At 58.5% G+C, this 16,521-nt stretch carries 17 protein-coding genes; 4 read left to right on the top strand and 13 right to left on the bottom strand.

What is annotated here, in order from left to right:
- Positions 1–15 precede the first annotated feature (15 nt).
- The 3 genes from sdhA to sdhC are packed head-to-tail and all read right to left on the bottom strand — an operon-like array spanning position 16 to position 2,527.
- A complete protein-coding gene (sdhA, locus tag MKleb_RS08035) occupies positions 16–1,782 on the bottom strand; it encodes a succinate dehydrogenase flavoprotein subunit (protein WP_025106368.1) in 1,767 nt (588 codons plus the stop codon).
- Positions 1,782–2,129: a succinate dehydrogenase membrane anchor subunit gene (gene sdhD / locus MKleb_RS08030; RefSeq protein ID WP_004100278.1), complete on the bottom strand. Its 348-nt coding sequence runs from the start codon at positions 2,127–2,129 to the stop codon at positions 1,782–1,784. Before sdhD ends, sdhA begins: the two co-directional genes overlap by 1 nt.
- Positions 2,123–2,527 (bottom strand): succinate dehydrogenase cytochrome b556 subunit, encoded by a 405-nt coding sequence (gene sdhC / locus MKleb_RS08025; RefSeq protein WP_014837839.1) that lies wholly within the window; start codon positions 2,525–2,527, stop codon positions 2,123–2,125. The genes sdhD and sdhC overlap by 7 nt, the downstream gene beginning before the upstream one ends.
- A gap of 639 nt (positions 2,528–3,166) precedes the next feature.
- Between sdhC and gltA the strand changes: the two genes are divergently transcribed.
- The gene (gene gltA, locus MKleb_RS08020; RefSeq protein WP_004100276.1) at positions 3,167–4,450 is read left to right on the top strand and encodes a citrate synthase; all 1,284 of its coding nucleotides are present in this window, start codon (positions 3,167–3,169) and stop codon (positions 4,448–4,450) included.
- A 45-nt stretch (positions 4,451–4,495) separates the two neighbouring features.
- On the opposite strand, the gene nei is transcribed toward gltA, so the two are convergent.
- From nei to MKleb_RS07980, 8 genes are all read right to left on the bottom strand, one after another.
- The gene (gene nei, locus MKleb_RS08015; protein WP_025106369.1) at positions 4,496–5,287 is read right to left on the bottom strand and encodes an endonuclease VIII; all 792 of its coding nucleotides are present in this window, start codon (positions 5,285–5,287) and stop codon (positions 4,496–4,498) included.
- A 15-nt stretch (positions 5,288–5,302) separates the two neighbouring features.
- A complete protein-coding gene (gene pcp, locus MKleb_RS08010) occupies positions 5,303–5,947 on the bottom strand; it encodes a pyroglutamyl-peptidase I (RefSeq protein ID WP_014228439.1) in 645 nt (214 codons plus the stop codon).
- A gap of 9 nt (positions 5,948–5,956) precedes the next feature.
- A complete protein-coding gene (locus tag MKleb_RS08005) occupies positions 5,957–6,952 on the bottom strand; it encodes a DUF979 domain-containing protein (protein WP_217076567.1) in 996 nt (331 codons plus the stop codon).
- Positions 6,949–7,674 carry a DUF969 domain-containing protein gene (locus MKleb_RS08000; RefSeq protein ID WP_025106371.1) on the bottom strand — a complete coding sequence of 242 codons (726 nt, stop codon included), beginning with the start codon at positions 7,672–7,674 and terminating at the stop codon, positions 6,949–6,951. The genes MKleb_RS08005 and MKleb_RS08000 overlap by 4 nt, the downstream gene beginning before the upstream one ends.
- A gap of 62 nt (positions 7,675–7,736) precedes the next feature.
- Positions 7,737–8,483 (bottom strand): 5-oxoprolinase subunit PxpA, encoded by a 747-nt coding sequence (gene pxpA / locus MKleb_RS07995; protein WP_025106372.1) that lies wholly within the window; start codon positions 8,481–8,483, stop codon positions 7,737–7,739.
- Positions 8,473–9,405 (bottom strand): 5-oxoprolinase subunit PxpC, encoded by a 933-nt coding sequence (pxpC, locus tag MKleb_RS07990; protein ID WP_009651642.1) that lies wholly within the window; start codon positions 9,403–9,405, stop codon positions 8,473–8,475. The genes pxpA and pxpC overlap by 11 nt, the downstream gene beginning before the upstream one ends.
- Positions 9,399–10,055: a 5-oxoprolinase subunit PxpB gene (gene pxpB / locus MKleb_RS07985; RefSeq protein ID WP_025106373.1), complete on the bottom strand. Its 657-nt coding sequence runs from the start codon at positions 10,053–10,055 to the stop codon at positions 9,399–9,401. The genes pxpC and pxpB overlap by 7 nt, the downstream gene beginning before the upstream one ends.
- A gap of 15 nt (positions 10,056–10,070) precedes the next feature.
- Positions 10,071–10,814 (bottom strand): type 2 GTP cyclohydrolase I, encoded by a 744-nt coding sequence (locus tag MKleb_RS07980; RefSeq protein WP_014228436.1) that lies wholly within the window; start codon positions 10,812–10,814, stop codon positions 10,071–10,073.
- Positions 10,815–11,084: 270 nt separating this feature from the next.
- Here MKleb_RS07980 and dtpD point away from each other — a divergent pair, with 270 nt between their 5' ends.
- Positions 11,085–12,566 carry a dipeptide permease DtpD gene (gene dtpD, locus MKleb_RS07975; RefSeq protein ID WP_108703617.1) on the top strand — a complete coding sequence of 494 codons (1,482 nt, stop codon included), beginning with the start codon at positions 11,085–11,087 and terminating at the stop codon, positions 12,564–12,566.
- On the opposite strand, the gene phrB is transcribed toward dtpD, so the two are convergent.
- Positions 12,529–13,977 carry a deoxyribodipyrimidine photo-lyase gene (gene phrB, locus MKleb_RS07970; protein WP_025106375.1) on the bottom strand — a complete coding sequence of 483 codons (1,449 nt, stop codon included), beginning with the start codon at positions 13,975–13,977 and terminating at the stop codon, positions 12,529–12,531. The genes dtpD and phrB overlap by 38 nt on opposite strands.
- Before the next feature lie 243 nt (positions 13,978–14,220).
- Entirely contained in the window at positions 14,221–14,427 is a 207-nt protein-coding gene (locus tag MKleb_RS07965) for a DUF2517 family protein (protein ID WP_004848892.1), read from the bottom strand.
- Between the two features lie 309 nt (positions 14,428–14,736).
- Here MKleb_RS07965 and kdpF point away from each other — a divergent pair, with 309 nt between their 5' ends.
- Together kdpF and kdpA are read left to right on the top strand one after the other, a co-directional pair.
- Positions 14,737–14,826, top strand: coding sequence for a K(+)-transporting ATPase subunit F (kdpF, locus tag MKleb_RS07960; protein ID WP_009651669.1), 90 nt, complete (start codon positions 14,737–14,739; stop codon positions 14,824–14,826).
- Positions 14,826–16,505, top strand: a complete 1,680-nt coding sequence (gene kdpA / locus MKleb_RS07955; RefSeq protein ID WP_025106376.1) for a potassium-transporting ATPase subunit KdpA — start codon at positions 14,826–14,828, stop codon at positions 16,503–16,505. The genes kdpF and kdpA overlap by 1 nt, the downstream gene beginning before the upstream one ends.
- Positions 16,506–16,521 lie beyond the last annotated feature (16 nt).

Raw genomic sequence — 16,521 nt, 5'->3', positions numbered from 1 at the left:
ATTCCTGTCTCCGCATTAATAAGTACGAATCTTCGGCGGGAATGCCGGACGCAGCTTCGGTTCCATATTGACGCTACGACGCGTCATGGATTCCGACTCTGGCAGATACAGGGAATGGCACAGCCAGTTTTCATCATCACGATCCGGGAAGTCGAAGCGGCTATGCGCGCCGCGGCTTTCGGTACGGTAGTTCGCAGACATCGCGGTGGCGTAAGCGGTTTCCATCAGGTTATCCAGCTCCAGGCACTCAACGCGCTGGGTGTTGAACTCGCTGGAAGTATCATCCAGGCGGGCGTTTTTCAGACGCTCGCGGATGGCTTTCAGCTGCTCAAGGCCCTTCGCCATTGCATCCCCTTCGCGGAAGACCGAGAAGTTATGCTGCATACACTCTTGCAGCGCTTTGCGGATTTCGACCGGGTCTTCACCATTCCGGTTGCCGTTCCAGCGGTTCAAACGTTCCAGAGAAGCGTCGATCTCTTCATCCGTCGCGTCGCGCAGTACGCCCTGCTCGGCGATAGACTCTTGCAGGTGCAGACCCACCGCGCGGCCAAAGACCACCAGGTCAAGCAGCGAGTTGCCGCCCAGACGGTTCGCGCCGTGTACCGATACGCAGGCGATTTCGCCTACCGCGAACAGTCCCGGAATAACCACATCTTCGCCCTGCTCGTTGACGGTCAGCGCCTGTCCGCTCACTTTGGTCGGAATACCGCCCATCATATAGTGGCAGGTTGGGATAACCGGAATCGGCTCTTTTACCGGGTCGACGTGGGCAAAGGTGCGGGAGAGCTCCAGGATACCCGGCAGGCGGGATTCCAGCACTTCTTTACCGAGGTGATCGAGCTTCAGCTTGGCGTGCGGGCCCCACGGACCATCGCAGCCGCGACCTTCACGGATTTCGATCATGATGGAACGCGCCACCACGTCGCGACCCGCCAGGTCTTTCGCATTCGGGGCATAACGTTCCATGAAACGTTCGCCGTGTTTGTTCAGCAGGTAGCCGCCTTCACCGCGGCAGCCTTCTGTCACCAGAACGCCCGCCCCGGCGATACCGGTCGGGTGGAACTGCCACATTTCCATATCCTGCACCGGCACGCCGGCGCGGATCGCCATACCAACGCCGTCGCCGGTATTGATATGGGCATTGGTGGTGGACTGGTAGATACGACCGGCGCCGCCGGTAGCCAGCACGGTGGCGCGAGCCTTGAAGTAAACCACTTCACCGGTTTCGATACACAGGGCGGTACAACCGACCACCGCGCCATCGGCGTTTTTCACCAGATCCAGCGCGTACCACTCGGAGAAAATAGTGGTGTGATTCTTCAGGTTCTGCTGATAGAGGGTGTGCAGCAGGGCGTGACCGGTACGGTCAGCCGCCGCAGCGGTACGTGCCGCCTGCTCGCCGCCGAAATTTTTCGACTGGCCGCCGAACGGACGCTGATAAATCGTGCCATTTTCGAGGCGCGAGAACGGCAGACCCATATGATCCAGCTCCAGAATCGCTTCCGGGCCGGTTTTACACATGTATTCGATGGCGTCCTGATCGCCAATGTAGTCCGACCCCTTAACGGTGTCGTACATATGCCATTCCCAGTTATCTTCATGGGTATTACCGAGCGCGACGGTGATACCACCCTGCGCGGAAACGGTATGGGAACGGGTCGGAAAAACTTTAGAGAGCAGCGCACAGGTCTGGCCGCTCTGGGAAATCTGCAGCGCCGCGCGCATACCTGCGCCGCCGGCACCAATGACAACAGCATCAAATTCTCTGACAGGCAATTTCATTACACACCCCACACCACAACAAATCCATAAAGAACGTAAGCCACCAGCGCAACAACGATCAGCAGTTGCAGAATTAAGCGCACGGCCAGTGGTTTAACGTAGTCCGTTAATACCTGCCACATCCCGATCCAGGCGTGGATCAGAATGGAAACGAGAGCCAGCAGGGTGAAGACTTTAGTGAACGCGGAGGAGAAAAAGCCCGTCCAGACTTCCCATGAAATTTCACCGGTGGTGGCAAAGAAGCCAACCATATAGATGATGTAAAGGGTCAGAACGATAGCGGTAGCACGGACCAGAATAAAGTCATGTACGCCGTTGCGTCCTAGTGCTGAGGCGTTGCTTACCATACGAGGACTCCTGCGAGAAGTGAAAGCACGACAGTAATAACAAAAGAAATTTTGGCGGAGCGTGTCCCTACTTCGAGGGTTTCTTCAAGGTAGCCAAAATCCATCAGCAGGTGGCGAATACCGACCACCGCGTGATACGCCAGCGCGGTCAGGATGCCCCACATGATGAACTTCACAAAGAAGCTATCCATAATGGATGCCGCAGTGAGAAAACCTTCGGGAGAGGAAAGGCTGGTGCCCAGCAGCCAAAGCAGAATCCCGATCGCCACGAAGGTGATCACTCCGGATACGCGATGGAGAATGGACGCTATCGCCGTGATTGGGAACCGGATCGTTTGCAGATCCAGATTGACAGGTCTTTGTTTTTTCACATTTCTTACCATGAATAACGCCCACATGCTGTTCTTATTGTTTCCTTCCTCCGGTCTGCTTGCGGGTCAGACAGCGTCCTTATCTATAACTAAAAGTCATGTTAAAACGCCTTTCCAGGAGTTAAAGCGTGACAAAATAACGCTGGGTGGCTCGGGATTGCAGGGTGTTCCGGAGACCTGGCGGCAGTATAGGCCGTTCACAAAATCATTACAATTAACCTACATATAGTTTGTCGGGTTTTCTCCCGAACAGTGATCCATGTCACGATAACAACATATTTTTAATTTTTAATCATCTGATTTGACAAATATTAAACATTATTGTTACAACCATTACCAGATAAATGCAATAATACGCAAAAGTTATGGGGTCACTCTTTTACCTGAGAATAAGTTATGCAACAGTGAGAGAGTATTGACCGATGTAATCAGGACAGTTATTAGTGGTATATAGTTTTATAATATTCGGGCTGCTAAAACGCTGATTTGCTGTTGTTTCGTCGTAGGCTGAAGACGTACCATCAAGCGCCCTTGCTCTGTACCCTGCCCTTTTCGCGACGCAGAGCGATGTGCAACATAACAAACTGGTAATGTCATCTGCTACGGGCTGAATGCAAATCCACCACCCGGCAGCCTTAAGCAATAAAGGCGCTAAGGAGACCATAAATGTCTGATGCTAAAGCAAAAATCACCCTGGGTGGTGATACTGCTATCGAACTGGATGTGCTAAAGGGCACGCTCGGTCAGGATGTTATTGATATTCGTAGTCTTGGTTCAAAAGGCGTGTTTACTTTTGACCCTGGTTTTACCTCCACCGCATCCTGCGAATCTAAAATCACCTTTATCGACGGTGATGAAGGTATCCTGCTGCACCGCGGTTTCCCGATCGATCAGTTAGCAACCGACTCCAACTATCTGGAAGTATGCTACATCCTGCTGAACGGTGAGAAGCCGACCCAGGCCCAGTACGACGAATTCAAAACCATCGTTACCCGCCACACCATGATTCACGAACAGATTACCCGTCTGTTCCACGCGTTCCGCCGCGATTCTCACCCGATGGCCGTCATGTGCGGTATCACCGGTGCGCTGGCCGCGTTCTATCACGATTCGCTGGATGTGAATAACCCACGCCACCGCGATATCGCCGCATTCCGCCTGCTCTCCAAAATGCCGACGATGGCGGCAATGTGTTACAAGTACTCTATCGGCCAGCCTTTCGTTTATCCGCGCAACGACCTCTCCTACGCGGGTAACTTCCTGAATATGATGTTCTCCACGCCGTGTGAAAAATATGAAGTGAATCCGATTCTGGAACGCGCCATGGACCGTATCCTGATCCTGCACGCCGACCACGAACAGAACGCTTCAACGTCCACCGTACGTACCGCCGGCTCTTCCGGCGCGAACCCGTTTGCCTGCATCGCTGCGGGTATTGCCTCCCTGTGGGGACCGGCACACGGCGGCGCCAACGAAGCAGCGCTGAAGATGCTCGAAGAGATCAGCTCCGTTGAACACATTCCGGAATTCGTCCGTCGCGCGAAAGACAAAAATGACTCTTTCCGCCTGATGGGCTTTGGCCACCGCGTGTACAAAAACTACGACCCGCGCGCCACCGTGATGCGTGAGACCTGCCACGAAGTGCTGAAAGAGCTCGGTACCAAAGACGATCTGCTGGAAGTGGCCATGGAGCTTGAGCACATCGCGCTCAACGACCCGTACTTCATCGAGAAGAAACTCTACCCGAACGTCGATTTCTACTCCGGTATCATCCTCAAAGCGATGGGCATTCCGTCTTCTATGTTTACCGTTATCTTCGCGATGGCGCGTACCGTGGGCTGGATTGCGCACTGGAACGAAATGCACAGCGACGGCATGAAAATCGCCCGTCCGCGCCAGCTGTATACCGGCTACGAAAAGCGCGATTTCAAAAACGATATCGCCCGTTAAGAGGGCTATCGCAGCGACAAAAAACGCGCCTGAAGGCGCGTTTTTTTATTGCTGACATCCCGGGCACCAGTAAAACGGCCGCGACGATAGCATCGTTCTCTCGATTATTCCGCCGCAGCGCTCGCAGGCCTCCCCTTCGCGATGAAAAACCTTAAAGCGAAACAGCGCGCCGTGGTGCTTATTCTCGTCCACCAGACCGCGGGTGTTGTAGGACAATCGCGGGATCTCCAGCAGCGCATGCGCCAGCGCATCGAGCTGTTTTTCATCCAGTTCAGAGGCTTTATGCCGCCCGGTCAGCCCCACCTGCCAGAGGATCTCCACGCGCAGATAGTTGCCTAATCCGGCAAGAAACGCCTGATCCAGCAGCAGACCGGAGAACTGGCGGTTGCGGAATTTCGCCGACAGCAGCCGCGCTTTGACCTGTTCAACGCTAAGGCGCATATCGAGCACATCCGGCCCGACCCGCAGCAAAAACGGATGGCGGGCGAGCTGCTCGGGCGTCAGCATCTCAATATCAGAGGCGCTGTAGAGCAAAATCGCCCTGCGCGCGGTCTGCAGCCGAACGCGCAGAACGCGCGTCGTTTCAGGCTGCTCCCCCGCGTCCACCACTCGCCAGACGCCGTACAGCTGATTGTGGCTATACAGCGTTAACCCGCCGGAGAAGTGGGTCAGCAGCGCCTTACCGCGAGTTTCAATGTGCGTCACTCGCTGGCCGACCAGCTGAGATTGGTAATGTTGTAACTGCGGGAAGGCGAACCACGCCCCGGTCAGGGGTTCGCCTTTAATCGCCGCTTCCAGGCTATCCGCCGCGCGGCGAATTTCCGGACCTTCCGGCATAATCTTGTCCTTGTGTTAATGCGTTGCCCCACCGCCGACTTTCACATCGCCATCCTGCTGCAGGGCAACGGCGATGGCCGTCTCCAGCGCGGCCTGCACCGTCTCTACCGCCATACTGGCTTCGCCGGGATGAGCCGCGGCCTGCTCCGGCAAATACGGAATATGGATAAACCCGCCCTTCGCGCCGCTGCGATGACGCAGGCTGTGCAGCAGGCCGTACATCACGTGATTACAGACAAACGTCCCCGCCGTCTGCGACACCGACGCCGGGATCCCCCGGCTGCGCAGGGCGGTTACGATCGCTTTGATCGGCAGCGTGCTGAAGTACGCCGCCGGCCCGCCGGCAGCGATCGGTACGTCGATCGGCTGCAGGCCTTTATTGTCCGGGATCCGCGCATCATCGACGTTGATCGCCACCCGCTCAACGGTGATGTCGACGCGACCGCCCGCCTGGCCAATCGCCAGGGTCAGGACGGGATCCAGCTCATCCAGCGCGGCGTTCAGCGCCGTCAGGGCGTCGCCAAAGACGCACGGCAGCTGCCGCGCCGCCACCGGCTGTCCGCCGATAATAGCGCCATCCAGCCGCTTTACCACTTCCCACGAAGGGTTAACCGCTTCGCCGCCGAACGGCTCAAAACCGGTAATTAACACGCCAGCCATGATCCCTCCTTACAGGAACATCAGGAAATAGAGCAAAAATACGTTCACGATAAGCAGCATAACGCCGGTCGGCACCTGGGCTTTTATGACCGCGTTTTTATCCGGCAGCTCCAGCAGCGCGGCAGGCACGATATTGAAGTTCGCCGCCATGGGCGTCATCAGGGTACCGCAGTAGCCGGAGAACATGCCAATGGCCGCCATCACCGCCGGGTTCCCCCCGTGCTGCAGCACCAGAATCGGGATCCCGACCCCCGCCGTCACGATAGGAAACGCGGCGAAAGCGTTGCCCATCACCATCGTCAGCAGCGCCATTCCCAGGGTATAGACGGCAACGGCGATAAACCGGCTGTCTACCGCCAGGTAGTGCTGCGTCAGCAGGGAGATGCTGTTGCCAACGCCGGCGGCGGTAAACAGCAGCCCGAGCACCGCGAGGATCTGCGGCAAAATAAACGCCCAGCCCACCGAATCCAGCAGGCGGCGGGCTTCCTGTAACGGCTGCGCCGCCGTTTCATGGGTCATGCGGATAGCCATCACCAGACCGAGCAGCGTGCCCGCGGTCATCGAAAACAGCGTGATCAGCGTGGCGTGATTGCCCGGGCCAAAGATAGCGACCTGCAGCGAGGGGAGATTATTAAACAGCAGCACGCCGATCACCGTCACTACCGGGATCGCCATCGCCGGGAAAAACAGCCGGTTGCCAAGACGCGCGGCGCTGGCGGTACGTTCTTCCTGCGAGCGCTGATGATAGCGACCGAGGCGCACGCCGCCAAAACCGGCGATCAGCGCCAGCACCACCACCACCACGCCAACGCCGATATTAACGGCCCGCTTGTCGCCGACCAGCTCATAGGTCCAGTCGCCAAACAGAAACACCAGGCCATAGAGCCCCCAGAACAGGCCGGTTGTCAGCCTGCGCGGGTTGGCCTTATCGCGCCATGACATCACCGCCACCACCAGCAGAACCGCGCCCGCCAGCCAGTACAGCCAGGTTTGCTGAAAATTCATGCGGCACCGCCTTTCACCTGCCCGGCGTTAACCTTGTCCAGCTCGCGCTGGAGATGGCGGTCGAGGCGCCACAGGCGGGCGGAGTGGATCAGGAAGGCGCAGACCGCCGTTGGGATCCCCCACAGGGCGATATGCAGCGGCTCGGTCTGAATGCCGCCCGACTCCAGCATAAAGTTATGCATAAAGATAATCGCCCCGAAGGCGACGAAAATATCTTCCCCGAAGAACAGGCCCACGTTGTCGGTCGCCGCCGACATCGCACGCAGACGATAGCGCACCTCGCCGGGCAAGGCGCCGAAGTTTTTCTCCGCCGCCCCTTCCGCCATCGGCGCCAGCAGCGGGCGCACCATCTGCGGATGACCACCCAGGCTAGTGAGGCCCATCGCCGCGGTCACTTCACGAACGAACAGATAGACGATAAGCAGACGACCGGCGGTGGCGCTGCGGATCTTCGCGATCCACGTCTGCGCGCGCTCTTTCAGACCGTGCCGCTCCAGCAGGCCAATCACCGCCAGCGGCAGCAGAAGAATAAACGGCAGGTTGCGGGTATTAAGAAATCCTTCTCCCAGCTTTTCCAGAATGGTCGCGATCGGCATATGCGCCGTCAGACCCGTGATGATCCCGGACACAATAACCACCAGTACCGGGTTAAAACGCAGAACAAATCCGACCACGATCGCAGCAATGCCGATCAGTGGCCAGAGAGATAATGACTCTCCCATAGTTACATCCTGTATGTTGTTGTGAATTGTTGTCTAATGTTAATTGCTTGATAATATTGTTTTTATTCTTCTACTTCCGCACTGACCTGTATATTGCGCCCGGCAAACGCCGCGCGCAAGCGGCGCGCAAAATCCAGCGCGTGCTCGCCGTCGCCGTGCAGGCAGACGGTTTCCGCCACCACGTGCGCCCATTCGCCGGTGATGCTCCGCACCCGGCTGTGCTGCACCATTTCCAGGGTTTGCGCCAGCGACTGCTCTTCGCTCTCGATCAGCGCGCCGGGCTGGGTGCGCGGCACCAGGCTGCCGTCCGCCAGATAGCCGCGGTCGGCGAAGACCTCCTGGCGGGTGGTCAGCTGATAACGATGCCCGGCGCGAATCAGCTCGCTGCCCGCCAGGCCTACCAGCACCAGACCCGCGTCAACGTCATATACCGCTTTGGCGATAGCGTCAGCAAGCTGCGGATCTTTTGCTGCCTGGTTATAGAGCATGCCGTGCGGCTTGACGTGCTGCAGCTCGCCGCCCTGCGCGCGCACCAGCGCCGCCAGCGCGCCGACCTGATACAGCGTTTGCGCATAAACCGTTTCCGGCGGCAGCTGCATCGCCGTACGGCCAAAATTTTCCCGGTCAGGGAAGCTGGGATGCGCGCCCACCGCGACGCCATATTTCAGCGCTTCGCGGACGCACTGCAGCATCATCACCGCATCGCCCGCATGGAAACCGCAGGCGATATTGGCGGAAGAGACCAGCTGCAGCAGCGCGCTATCGTTGGCGCAGCCTTCGCCCAGGTCGGCGTTTAAATCAATCTTCATCGTTCAGTCTCCATGCCAGCTGTTCAAAATAACGTTGTCTGTCGGCGCGCGCCTTCAGCGCCTCCTCCAGGGAGCAGGGAACAAAGTGGATCGGCTGTCCCAGCGGGATCTGCGCCAGCTGGTACATGTCGGCTTCGATAATGGTCGCAATCCGCGGATAGCCGCCGGTGGTCTGCGCGTCGTTCATCAGTACGATGGGCTGGCCATTATGCGGAACCTGTACCACGCCGGGCAGCAGGCCGTGCGAAAGCATCTCGCGGTCGGTCGTCCGCTTCAGCGGTTGCCCCTGCAGACGATAGCCCATACGATTGCTCTGCGGGCTAAGCTGCCACGGCGAGCGCCAGAACGTGTCCTGCGACACGCTATCAAACTCCTGGTACTCGGGCCCGGGCAGCGCGCGGATGCGGTTGCCGATGGGGAGCTGCTTCACGCCGCGCGGCCCGCGGAACTGCTTATCCGATTTCCCCAGCTTCAGCCGGTCTCCGTCCTGCAAACGTCGACCTTCCAGACCACCAATCCCCACTTTCAGATCGGTGCTGCGCGAACCCAGCACCTTCGGCACCGCAATCCCCCCCGCCACCGCCAGGTAGCTGCGCACGCCGTGCTGCGGGTTCTTGAGCACCAGATGCTGCCCGGCCTTGACCGCCGTTCGCCAGCCCACCCATACCGGCTCGCCATCGAGCTTCGCCTCGCAGGCGGCGCCGGTCAGCGCAAACCAGCCGCTGCGTTCAAACTGAATATCCACCTGACCCAGCGTTATCTCCAGCGCCGCGGCGTTAGCGCCGTTACCCACCAGCAGATTAGCGGTGACCAGCGCCGGCTTATCCATAGCGCCACAGCGGCTGATGCCCAGCTGACGCAGCCCTTCACGCCCGCCGTCCTGCACCGAGGTATACATTCCGGCGCGGATAATTTTTAACATACGCCCTCCTTTTGCGGCACGAAACGCACTCTGTCGCCGGAACGCAGCAGCACCGGCTCCTTGCGCTTCGGATCAAACAGCGCCAGCGGCGTACGCCCCAGCAGCTGCCATCCCCCCGGCGTCGCCAGCGGATAGATCCCGGTTTGCGCCCCGCCAATACCGACGGACCCGGCGGGCACCAGCAGGCGCGGCTCCGCCCGTCGCGGCATCGCCAGTTGCTCCGGCAGGCCGCCGAAGTACGGGAACCCCGGCTGGAAGCCGAGGAACCACACCACGTACTCCACCGACGAATGCAGCTCAACCACCTGCTTTTCGCTCAGGCCGCTGTGGCGGGCAATTTCTCCCAGATCCGGTCCGTATTCGCCGCCATAAACTACCGGGACCGAGACCTCCCGCGATTCCGGTTCGAGCGTATCGCACTCCTCCCACCAGAGCTGCAGGCGCTCAATCGCGTCCCACGCCGTCTGCTGCGGGTTGCGCAATATCACGGTAATGTTGTTCATGCCCGGGATGGCTTCCACCACCTCGGTATGGCCTACCAGCCGCTGGGTTAACCGCCAGATCCGCTTCTGGCTTTCCAGCGTCACCGGAGGCTCAAGCTCCAGTACGACTGCCGTTTCACCTAATAAATAACAACGCGCTCGCTGCACTTTTGCCTCCGTTCATCAGGCCGGGTTCGGGATATCAATAAACGTGACGTCCAGTTCGGTATTTTCCGTCAGCCATTCGCTTAACGCGCGAATGCCGCCGCGCTCGGTGGCATGGTGCCCGGCGGCGTAGAAATGCAGCCCCTGCTCGCGCGCCGAGTGTATGGTTTGCTCTGAAACTTCACCGGTAATAAACGCATCGACGCCAAAGCGGGCCGCGCTGTCGATAAAGCTTTGCCCACCGCCGGTGCACCAGGCCACGCGGGCGACTTTATCCGGCCCGGTGTCGCCGCACCACAGCGGTTTGCGACCCAGCCGCGCTTCAATCCATGAAGCCAGCTCCAGGCCCGATACCGCCATCGACAGTTCGCCCCACGGTACCAGCGGTTCAATCTCCCCCATCACATTGATGCCGAGCAGCGACGCCAGCTGAGCGTTATTGCCCAGTTCCGGGTGAGCGTCGAGCGGCAGGTGCCAGCCATAGAGGTTAATGTCGTTAGCCAGCAGCGTTTTGAGGCGATTGCGCTTCATGCCGCGAATGACCGGCGATTCGCCTTTCCAGAAGTAGCCGTGATGGACGATCACCGCATCGGCCTCCAGGCGGACGGCTTCATCCAGCAGCGCCTGGCTGGCGGTCACGCCGGTGACGACTTTTTGTATCGTTTCGCGCCCTTCCACCTGGAGCCCGTTGGGGGCGTAATCACTGATGGCCGCGCTATTGAGTTTTTCATTAATCAGTTGTTCCAGTTCACTATTTTTCATTGCCGTTCCACCAGGTCATCGTTCTATGCAGAGGAATAACATAACGGTATCCGTCCGGTCAGTCGATAGTTCTGCCGCTTCGCCGTCCATTTTGACTTTTCGCGAAATCCCGCAATTTGTCTACTCCCTCGCTCGCGCATTCGTGTATATTTATGCACTATTACAGCATATTAAATAACCAGAAAGCCCATAAGGCCATGAATATCGCTAGTTAATGGCTATTCATGCAGAAAGATCGACTTTCTTTTTTACGGCAGGACAAGGCATTACATGAACACACAATCCTCACAGCCGCGGGCGATTTATTACGTCGTTGCGCTGCAAATCTGGGAATATTTCAGTTTTTACGGCATGCGCGCGCTGCTGATTCTTTATCTCACCAATCAGCTCAAGTATGACGATAATCATGCTTATGCGCTGTTCAGCGCCTACTGTTCTTTAGTCTACGTCACGCCGATTCTCGGCGGCTTCCTGGCCGATAAGCTGCTGGGCAACCGCATGGCGGTAATGCTCGGCGCGCTGCTGATGGCCATCGGCCATCTGGTGCTCGGCGCCAGCGAAATCGCCCCTACCTTCCTCTATCTGTCGCTGGCGATTATTGTCTGCGGCTACGGGCTGTTTAAATCCAACGTCAGCTGCCTGCTCGGCGAGCTGTATGAACCCACCGACCCGCGCCGCGACGGCGGTTTTTCGCTGATGTACGCGGCGGGCAACGTCGGGTCTATCGTTGCGCCGATCGCCTGCGGCTACGTGCAGGAGGAGTACAGCTGGGCGATGGGCTTCGCGCTGGCGGCCATCGGCATGATCGCCGGGCTGGTGATTTTCCTCAGCGGCAATCACCATTTCCGCCACACCCGGGGCGTCAATCGCGAAGCGCTGCGGGCGCGGACTTTCGTCTTACCAAACTGGGGCTGGCTGCTGGTGCTGCTGATCGCCGCGCCGCTGCTGATCACCGTGCTGTTCTGGCAGGAGTGGTCGGTTTACGCGCTGATTGTGGCGACGGTTATCGGCCTGGCGGTACTGACGCGGATCTACCTGCGGGCGGAGACCGCCAGGCAGCGTAAAGAGCTGCGTCTGATTATGGTGCTCACCTGCTTCAGCCTGCTGTTCTGGGCCTTTGCGCAGCAGGGCGGCAGCTCCATCAGCCTCTATATCGACCGTTTTGTTAATCGTCATTTTATGGGCTATGAGATACCGACCGCGATGTTCCAGTCGGTGAACGCCTTTGCGGTGATGCTCTGTGGGGTGGTGCTGGCGTGGCTGGTGAAGGAGAATAATAACGGCAACCGTACCGTGCGCATCTGGGGCAAATTCGCGCTGGGCCTCGGCCTGATGAGCGCCGGTTTCTGTATCCTGACCCTCAGCGCACGCTGGTCGGCGGCTTACGGACAATCTTCAATGCCGCTGATGGTGCTGGGCCTGGCGGTGATGGGCTTCGCCGAGCTGTTTATCGACCCGGTGGCGATGTCGCAGATTACCCGTATTGAGATCCCCGGCGTGACCGGGGTGCTGACCGGTATTTATATGCTGCTCTCCGGCGCTATCGCTAACTATCTGGCAGGCGTGATTGCCGATCAAACCTCGCAGGGGTCGTTCGACGCCGCCGGGGCCGTCAACTACTCGATCAACGCCTACATTGAGGTGTTCAGCCAGATAACCTGGGGCGCGCTGGCCTGCGTCGGCCTGGTGCTGGCTATCTGGCTGTATCACGCCGTTAAGATCCGGACTCGTCGCCTGGCGATGGAGTCTTAAGCCCTCTGGCGGCTTCCCAGGCCGCCAGCGTCGCCAGCCGCGCCTGCTTGTGGTCAACAATCGGGCGCGGATAATCCAGCGTTACGCCCTGTTTCTCCGCCCACAGCCACGGTTGATGCACCGCTTTTTCAGGTACCCCGGCCAGCTCCGGCAGCCATTGACGAATAAACTGCCCCGCTTTGTCGAAGCGCTCTCCCTGGGTCGTCGGATTAAAAATACGAAAATAGGGCGCGGCATCGGTACCCGTGGATGCCGCCCACTGCCAGCCGCCGTTATTCGCCGCCAGATCGCCATCAATAAGCTGTTCGATAAAGTAGCGCTCGCCCAGCCGCCAGTCGATGCGCAGGTCTTTCACCAGGAAACTGGCGACAATCATCCGCAGGCGGTTATGCATCCAGCCGGTCGCATTAAGCTGACGCATCGCGGCGTCGACAATCGGGAAGCCGGTTTGCCCGCGCTGCCAGGCCTGAAGCGCGGATTTATCATCCAGCCACGCCACGTTATCGGTCCAGTCGATAAAAGGCCGCCCCTTACACAAGTTTGGGTAGTAAACCATCAGGTGACGATAAAACTCGCGCCAGATAAGCTCGTTGAGCCATACCGATCCGGCTTCGCCATCCAGCGCCCGCGGCTGCTCCACCCGCAAACGGTGCAGGCACTGGCGCGGTGAGAGCGCGCCCACCGCCAGGCACGGCGACAGTCGGCTGGTCCCCTCGATGGCGGGAAGATCGCGCTGCTGCTCATAGTCGGCGGCCTTTTGCTGGCAGAAGCGGCGAAGCCGGGCGATGGCGCTTTTTTCATCCGCGGCGAACAGCTCGCTATCAAATGGCGTCTGCGGATAATCTATTTTCACTTCAGACGCCGCAGCGATGGGCCCGCCCGCGCGGACTTGCGGCGCGGCGACGCACTCCGGCAGCGCTTCCTGCAAACGGCGAATAAAGGCATTTTTAAACGGCGTGAAGACCTTATACATTTCACGACTGCCGGTCAGTACGCTGCCCGGCGGCAGCAGAACGCTGTCATCAAAGCCCTGACAGGTCACCTCTGCTAAGGTTTTCTCCACCGCCGCATCGCGCTGGCGTTCATTGATTTCGTACTGGTAGTTGTAAAACAGATGGGTCACCTGCCGCTGCCGGCAAATGCTGGCGAGCAGCGCCACGCTGGCGGTGAAATCTGCGGCATGTTCAATCTGCAGCGGGATCCCCTTTTCGGCCAGCGCCGCTTGCAGGCTATGAAGGTGGCTGACCATAAACGCCGCCTGGCGCGGCGCCATACCGTGCTGGCGCCATTGCCCAGGCGTGGCGATAAATAATCCCAGCACCTCGGCATCGGGATCGCGGCAGGCGGCGGCGAGCGCCAGGTTATCGTGGATGCGCAAATCCGCGCGAAACCAGACCAGATGGGTGGCCATAGCATTCCTTTCATCATGAAAATTGATAAGTTCGACTTATATTTAACCCTCCCGCAGGCTTAACCTTCGGGGAGTGAATAAGTGTAAGCCACTCATGGCAAAAAAAACCGCCGGGTAAACCGGCGGCATGATGATAAGGCAATCTGTTGGCACGCTGTGCCGGGGAAGACAGGGTAAATAAGCCAGGATATCAATCCATTAGCCCGTTTCCGCAGCGCGCGCCCGCTGAGCCATAAACCGTTATTAATAAAAATCTGCGGAGACTTTTTCAGCCTGCGCCAGCCATACCGGCTGTTCGCTGGTTTTCGCCCACACGCGGTGCAGCCAGCTGTAAAAACGGGCGCGATCTTTCCAGAACAGCATTACCGGCAGCGCCAGCACGCCAGCCGCCACGGCGAAAGCGCGACGCGCAAAGATGATATGAGCAGGATAAGTTTTGTACAACGCCATAATTTCTCTCCCCTTTGTCAGGCCGGCAAGCAAAGCCGGTAAAGTTAATCTGTTTCTCTGCTTAAAATAGTACCGCTTTGGCTGTAATTTTACTACTCATCCGACCACTAAAAAGCACGTATTTAGCCTTTATTTACATTCACCCGGTAACTTGGTTACAAAAAAGTTAAATTAATACTAACCATTAGTTAAATTGTGGTCTTGGCGATTTTTATATTTTTTTTACACCCCCGCCGCTGATTTTTGCGAAATCTTTGCGCCCGACTGCCTATTCTCCTCGTAAATCAAAAAGACATCCGGAGGTGGATTGTGAGTGCAGGCGTAATCGCTGGCGTAGCGCTGGTGTTCCTGTTGCTGGTTTATCTGGTTTATGCCCTGATACACGCGGAGGCATTCTGATGGCCGCTCAAGGATTTTTACTCATCGCGAGCTTTATTCTGCTGCTGTTGATCCTGGCTCGTCCGCTGGGCACGGCGCTGGCGACGATGATCAATGATGCCCCGCTACCGGGCCTGGCCGGTATCGAACGCGGTTTATGGCGGGCGGCGGGCATTCGTTCGCAGGAGATGAACTGGTATCAATATTTATTCGCTATTCTGCTGTTTAACGCGCTGGGTCTGCTGGTCCTGTTCACGCTGCTGATGTTCCAGGGCTCGCTGCCGCTCAATCCGCAGCACCTGCCAGGCCTGTCGTGGGACCTGGCGCTGAATACGGCGGTGAGCTTTGTCAGCAACACCAACTGGCAGGCCTATGCCGGTGAAACCACCATGAGTAGCCTTAGCCAGATGGCCGGGCTGGCGGTGCAAAACTTCCTCTCCGCCGCCACCGGCATCGCGGTGATCTTTGCCCTTACCCGCGCTTACTCCCGGCAAAAAGTCAGCACCCTTGGCAACGCCTGGGTCGATCTGACCCGCATCACCCTCTGGCTGCTGCTGCCCATTTCGCTGCTCATCGCGCTGTTCTTTATTCAGCAGGGCGTGCCACAGAGTTTTTCCCCGAATCAGGGCTTTACCTCGCTTGAAGGGGTACGCCAGATGCTGCCGATGGGGCCGGTGGCTTCACAGGAGGCGATCAAAATGCTGGGTACTAACGGCGGCGGCTTCTTTAACGCCAACTCAGCGCATCCGTTTGAAAACCCGACCGCGCTGACCAACCTGGTGCAGATGCTGGCGATCTTTCTCATCCCGGCGGCGCTGTGCTTCGCTTTCGGCGAGGTGGTGGGCGATCGCCGTCAGGGACGGGCCATTCTATGGGCGATGACGCTCATCTTCATCGTCTGCGTGGCGGTAGTGATGTGGGCGGAAACCCGCGGTAACCCGCATCTGCTGAGCCTTGGCGCCGACAGCAGTATCAATATGGAAGGCAAAGAGAGCCGGTTCGGTATTCTCGCCAGCAGCCTGTTTGCCGTGGTCACCACCGCCGCGTCCTGCGGGGCGGTCAACGCCATGCACGACTCCTTTACCGCGCTGGGCGGAATGGTCCCCATGTGGCTGATGCAGATAGGCGAAGTGGTCTTCGGCGGCGTCGGCTCGGGTCTGTACGGCATGCTGCTGTTCGTGATGCTGGCGGTATTTATCGCCGGGCTGATGATTGGCCGCACCCCGGAGTACCTCGGGAAGAAAATTGACGTCCGCGAAATGAAAATGATTGCGCTGGCGATCCTCGTGACCCCGACGCTGGTGCTCCTCGGCACGGCGCTGGCGATGATGACCGAAGCCGGTCGCGCGGGCATGTTCAACCCCGGGCCGCACGGCTTCAGCGAAGTGCTGTACGCCGTCACCTCGGCGGCCAACAACAACGGCAGCGCCTTTGGCGGCCTCAGCGCGGCGACGCCGTTCTGGAACCTGCTGCTGGCGTTCTGCATGCTGGTTGGCCGCTTCGCGGTCATTATCCCGGTGATGGCGATTGCCGGTTCGCTGGTAACGAAGAAAATTCAGCCCGCCGGCAGCGGCACGCTAGCCACCCATGACGCGCTGTTTATCGGCCTGCTGATCGGCACCGTGCTGTTGGTTGGCGCCCTGACCTTTATTCCCGCGCTGGCGCTCGGCCCGCTGGCGGAACACTTTTCCTTACTTTAAGCGATTGCGGAGCAAC

It is taken from the genome of Klebsiella sp. PL-2018 (assembly GCF_019048985.1).
GTDB lineage: Bacteria > Pseudomonadota > Gammaproteobacteria > Enterobacterales > Enterobacteriaceae > Klebsiella > Klebsiella michiganensis.
The sequence above is the reverse complement of the archived record's forward strand: the minus strand, read 5'-3'. Positions and strand labels throughout refer to the sequence as shown.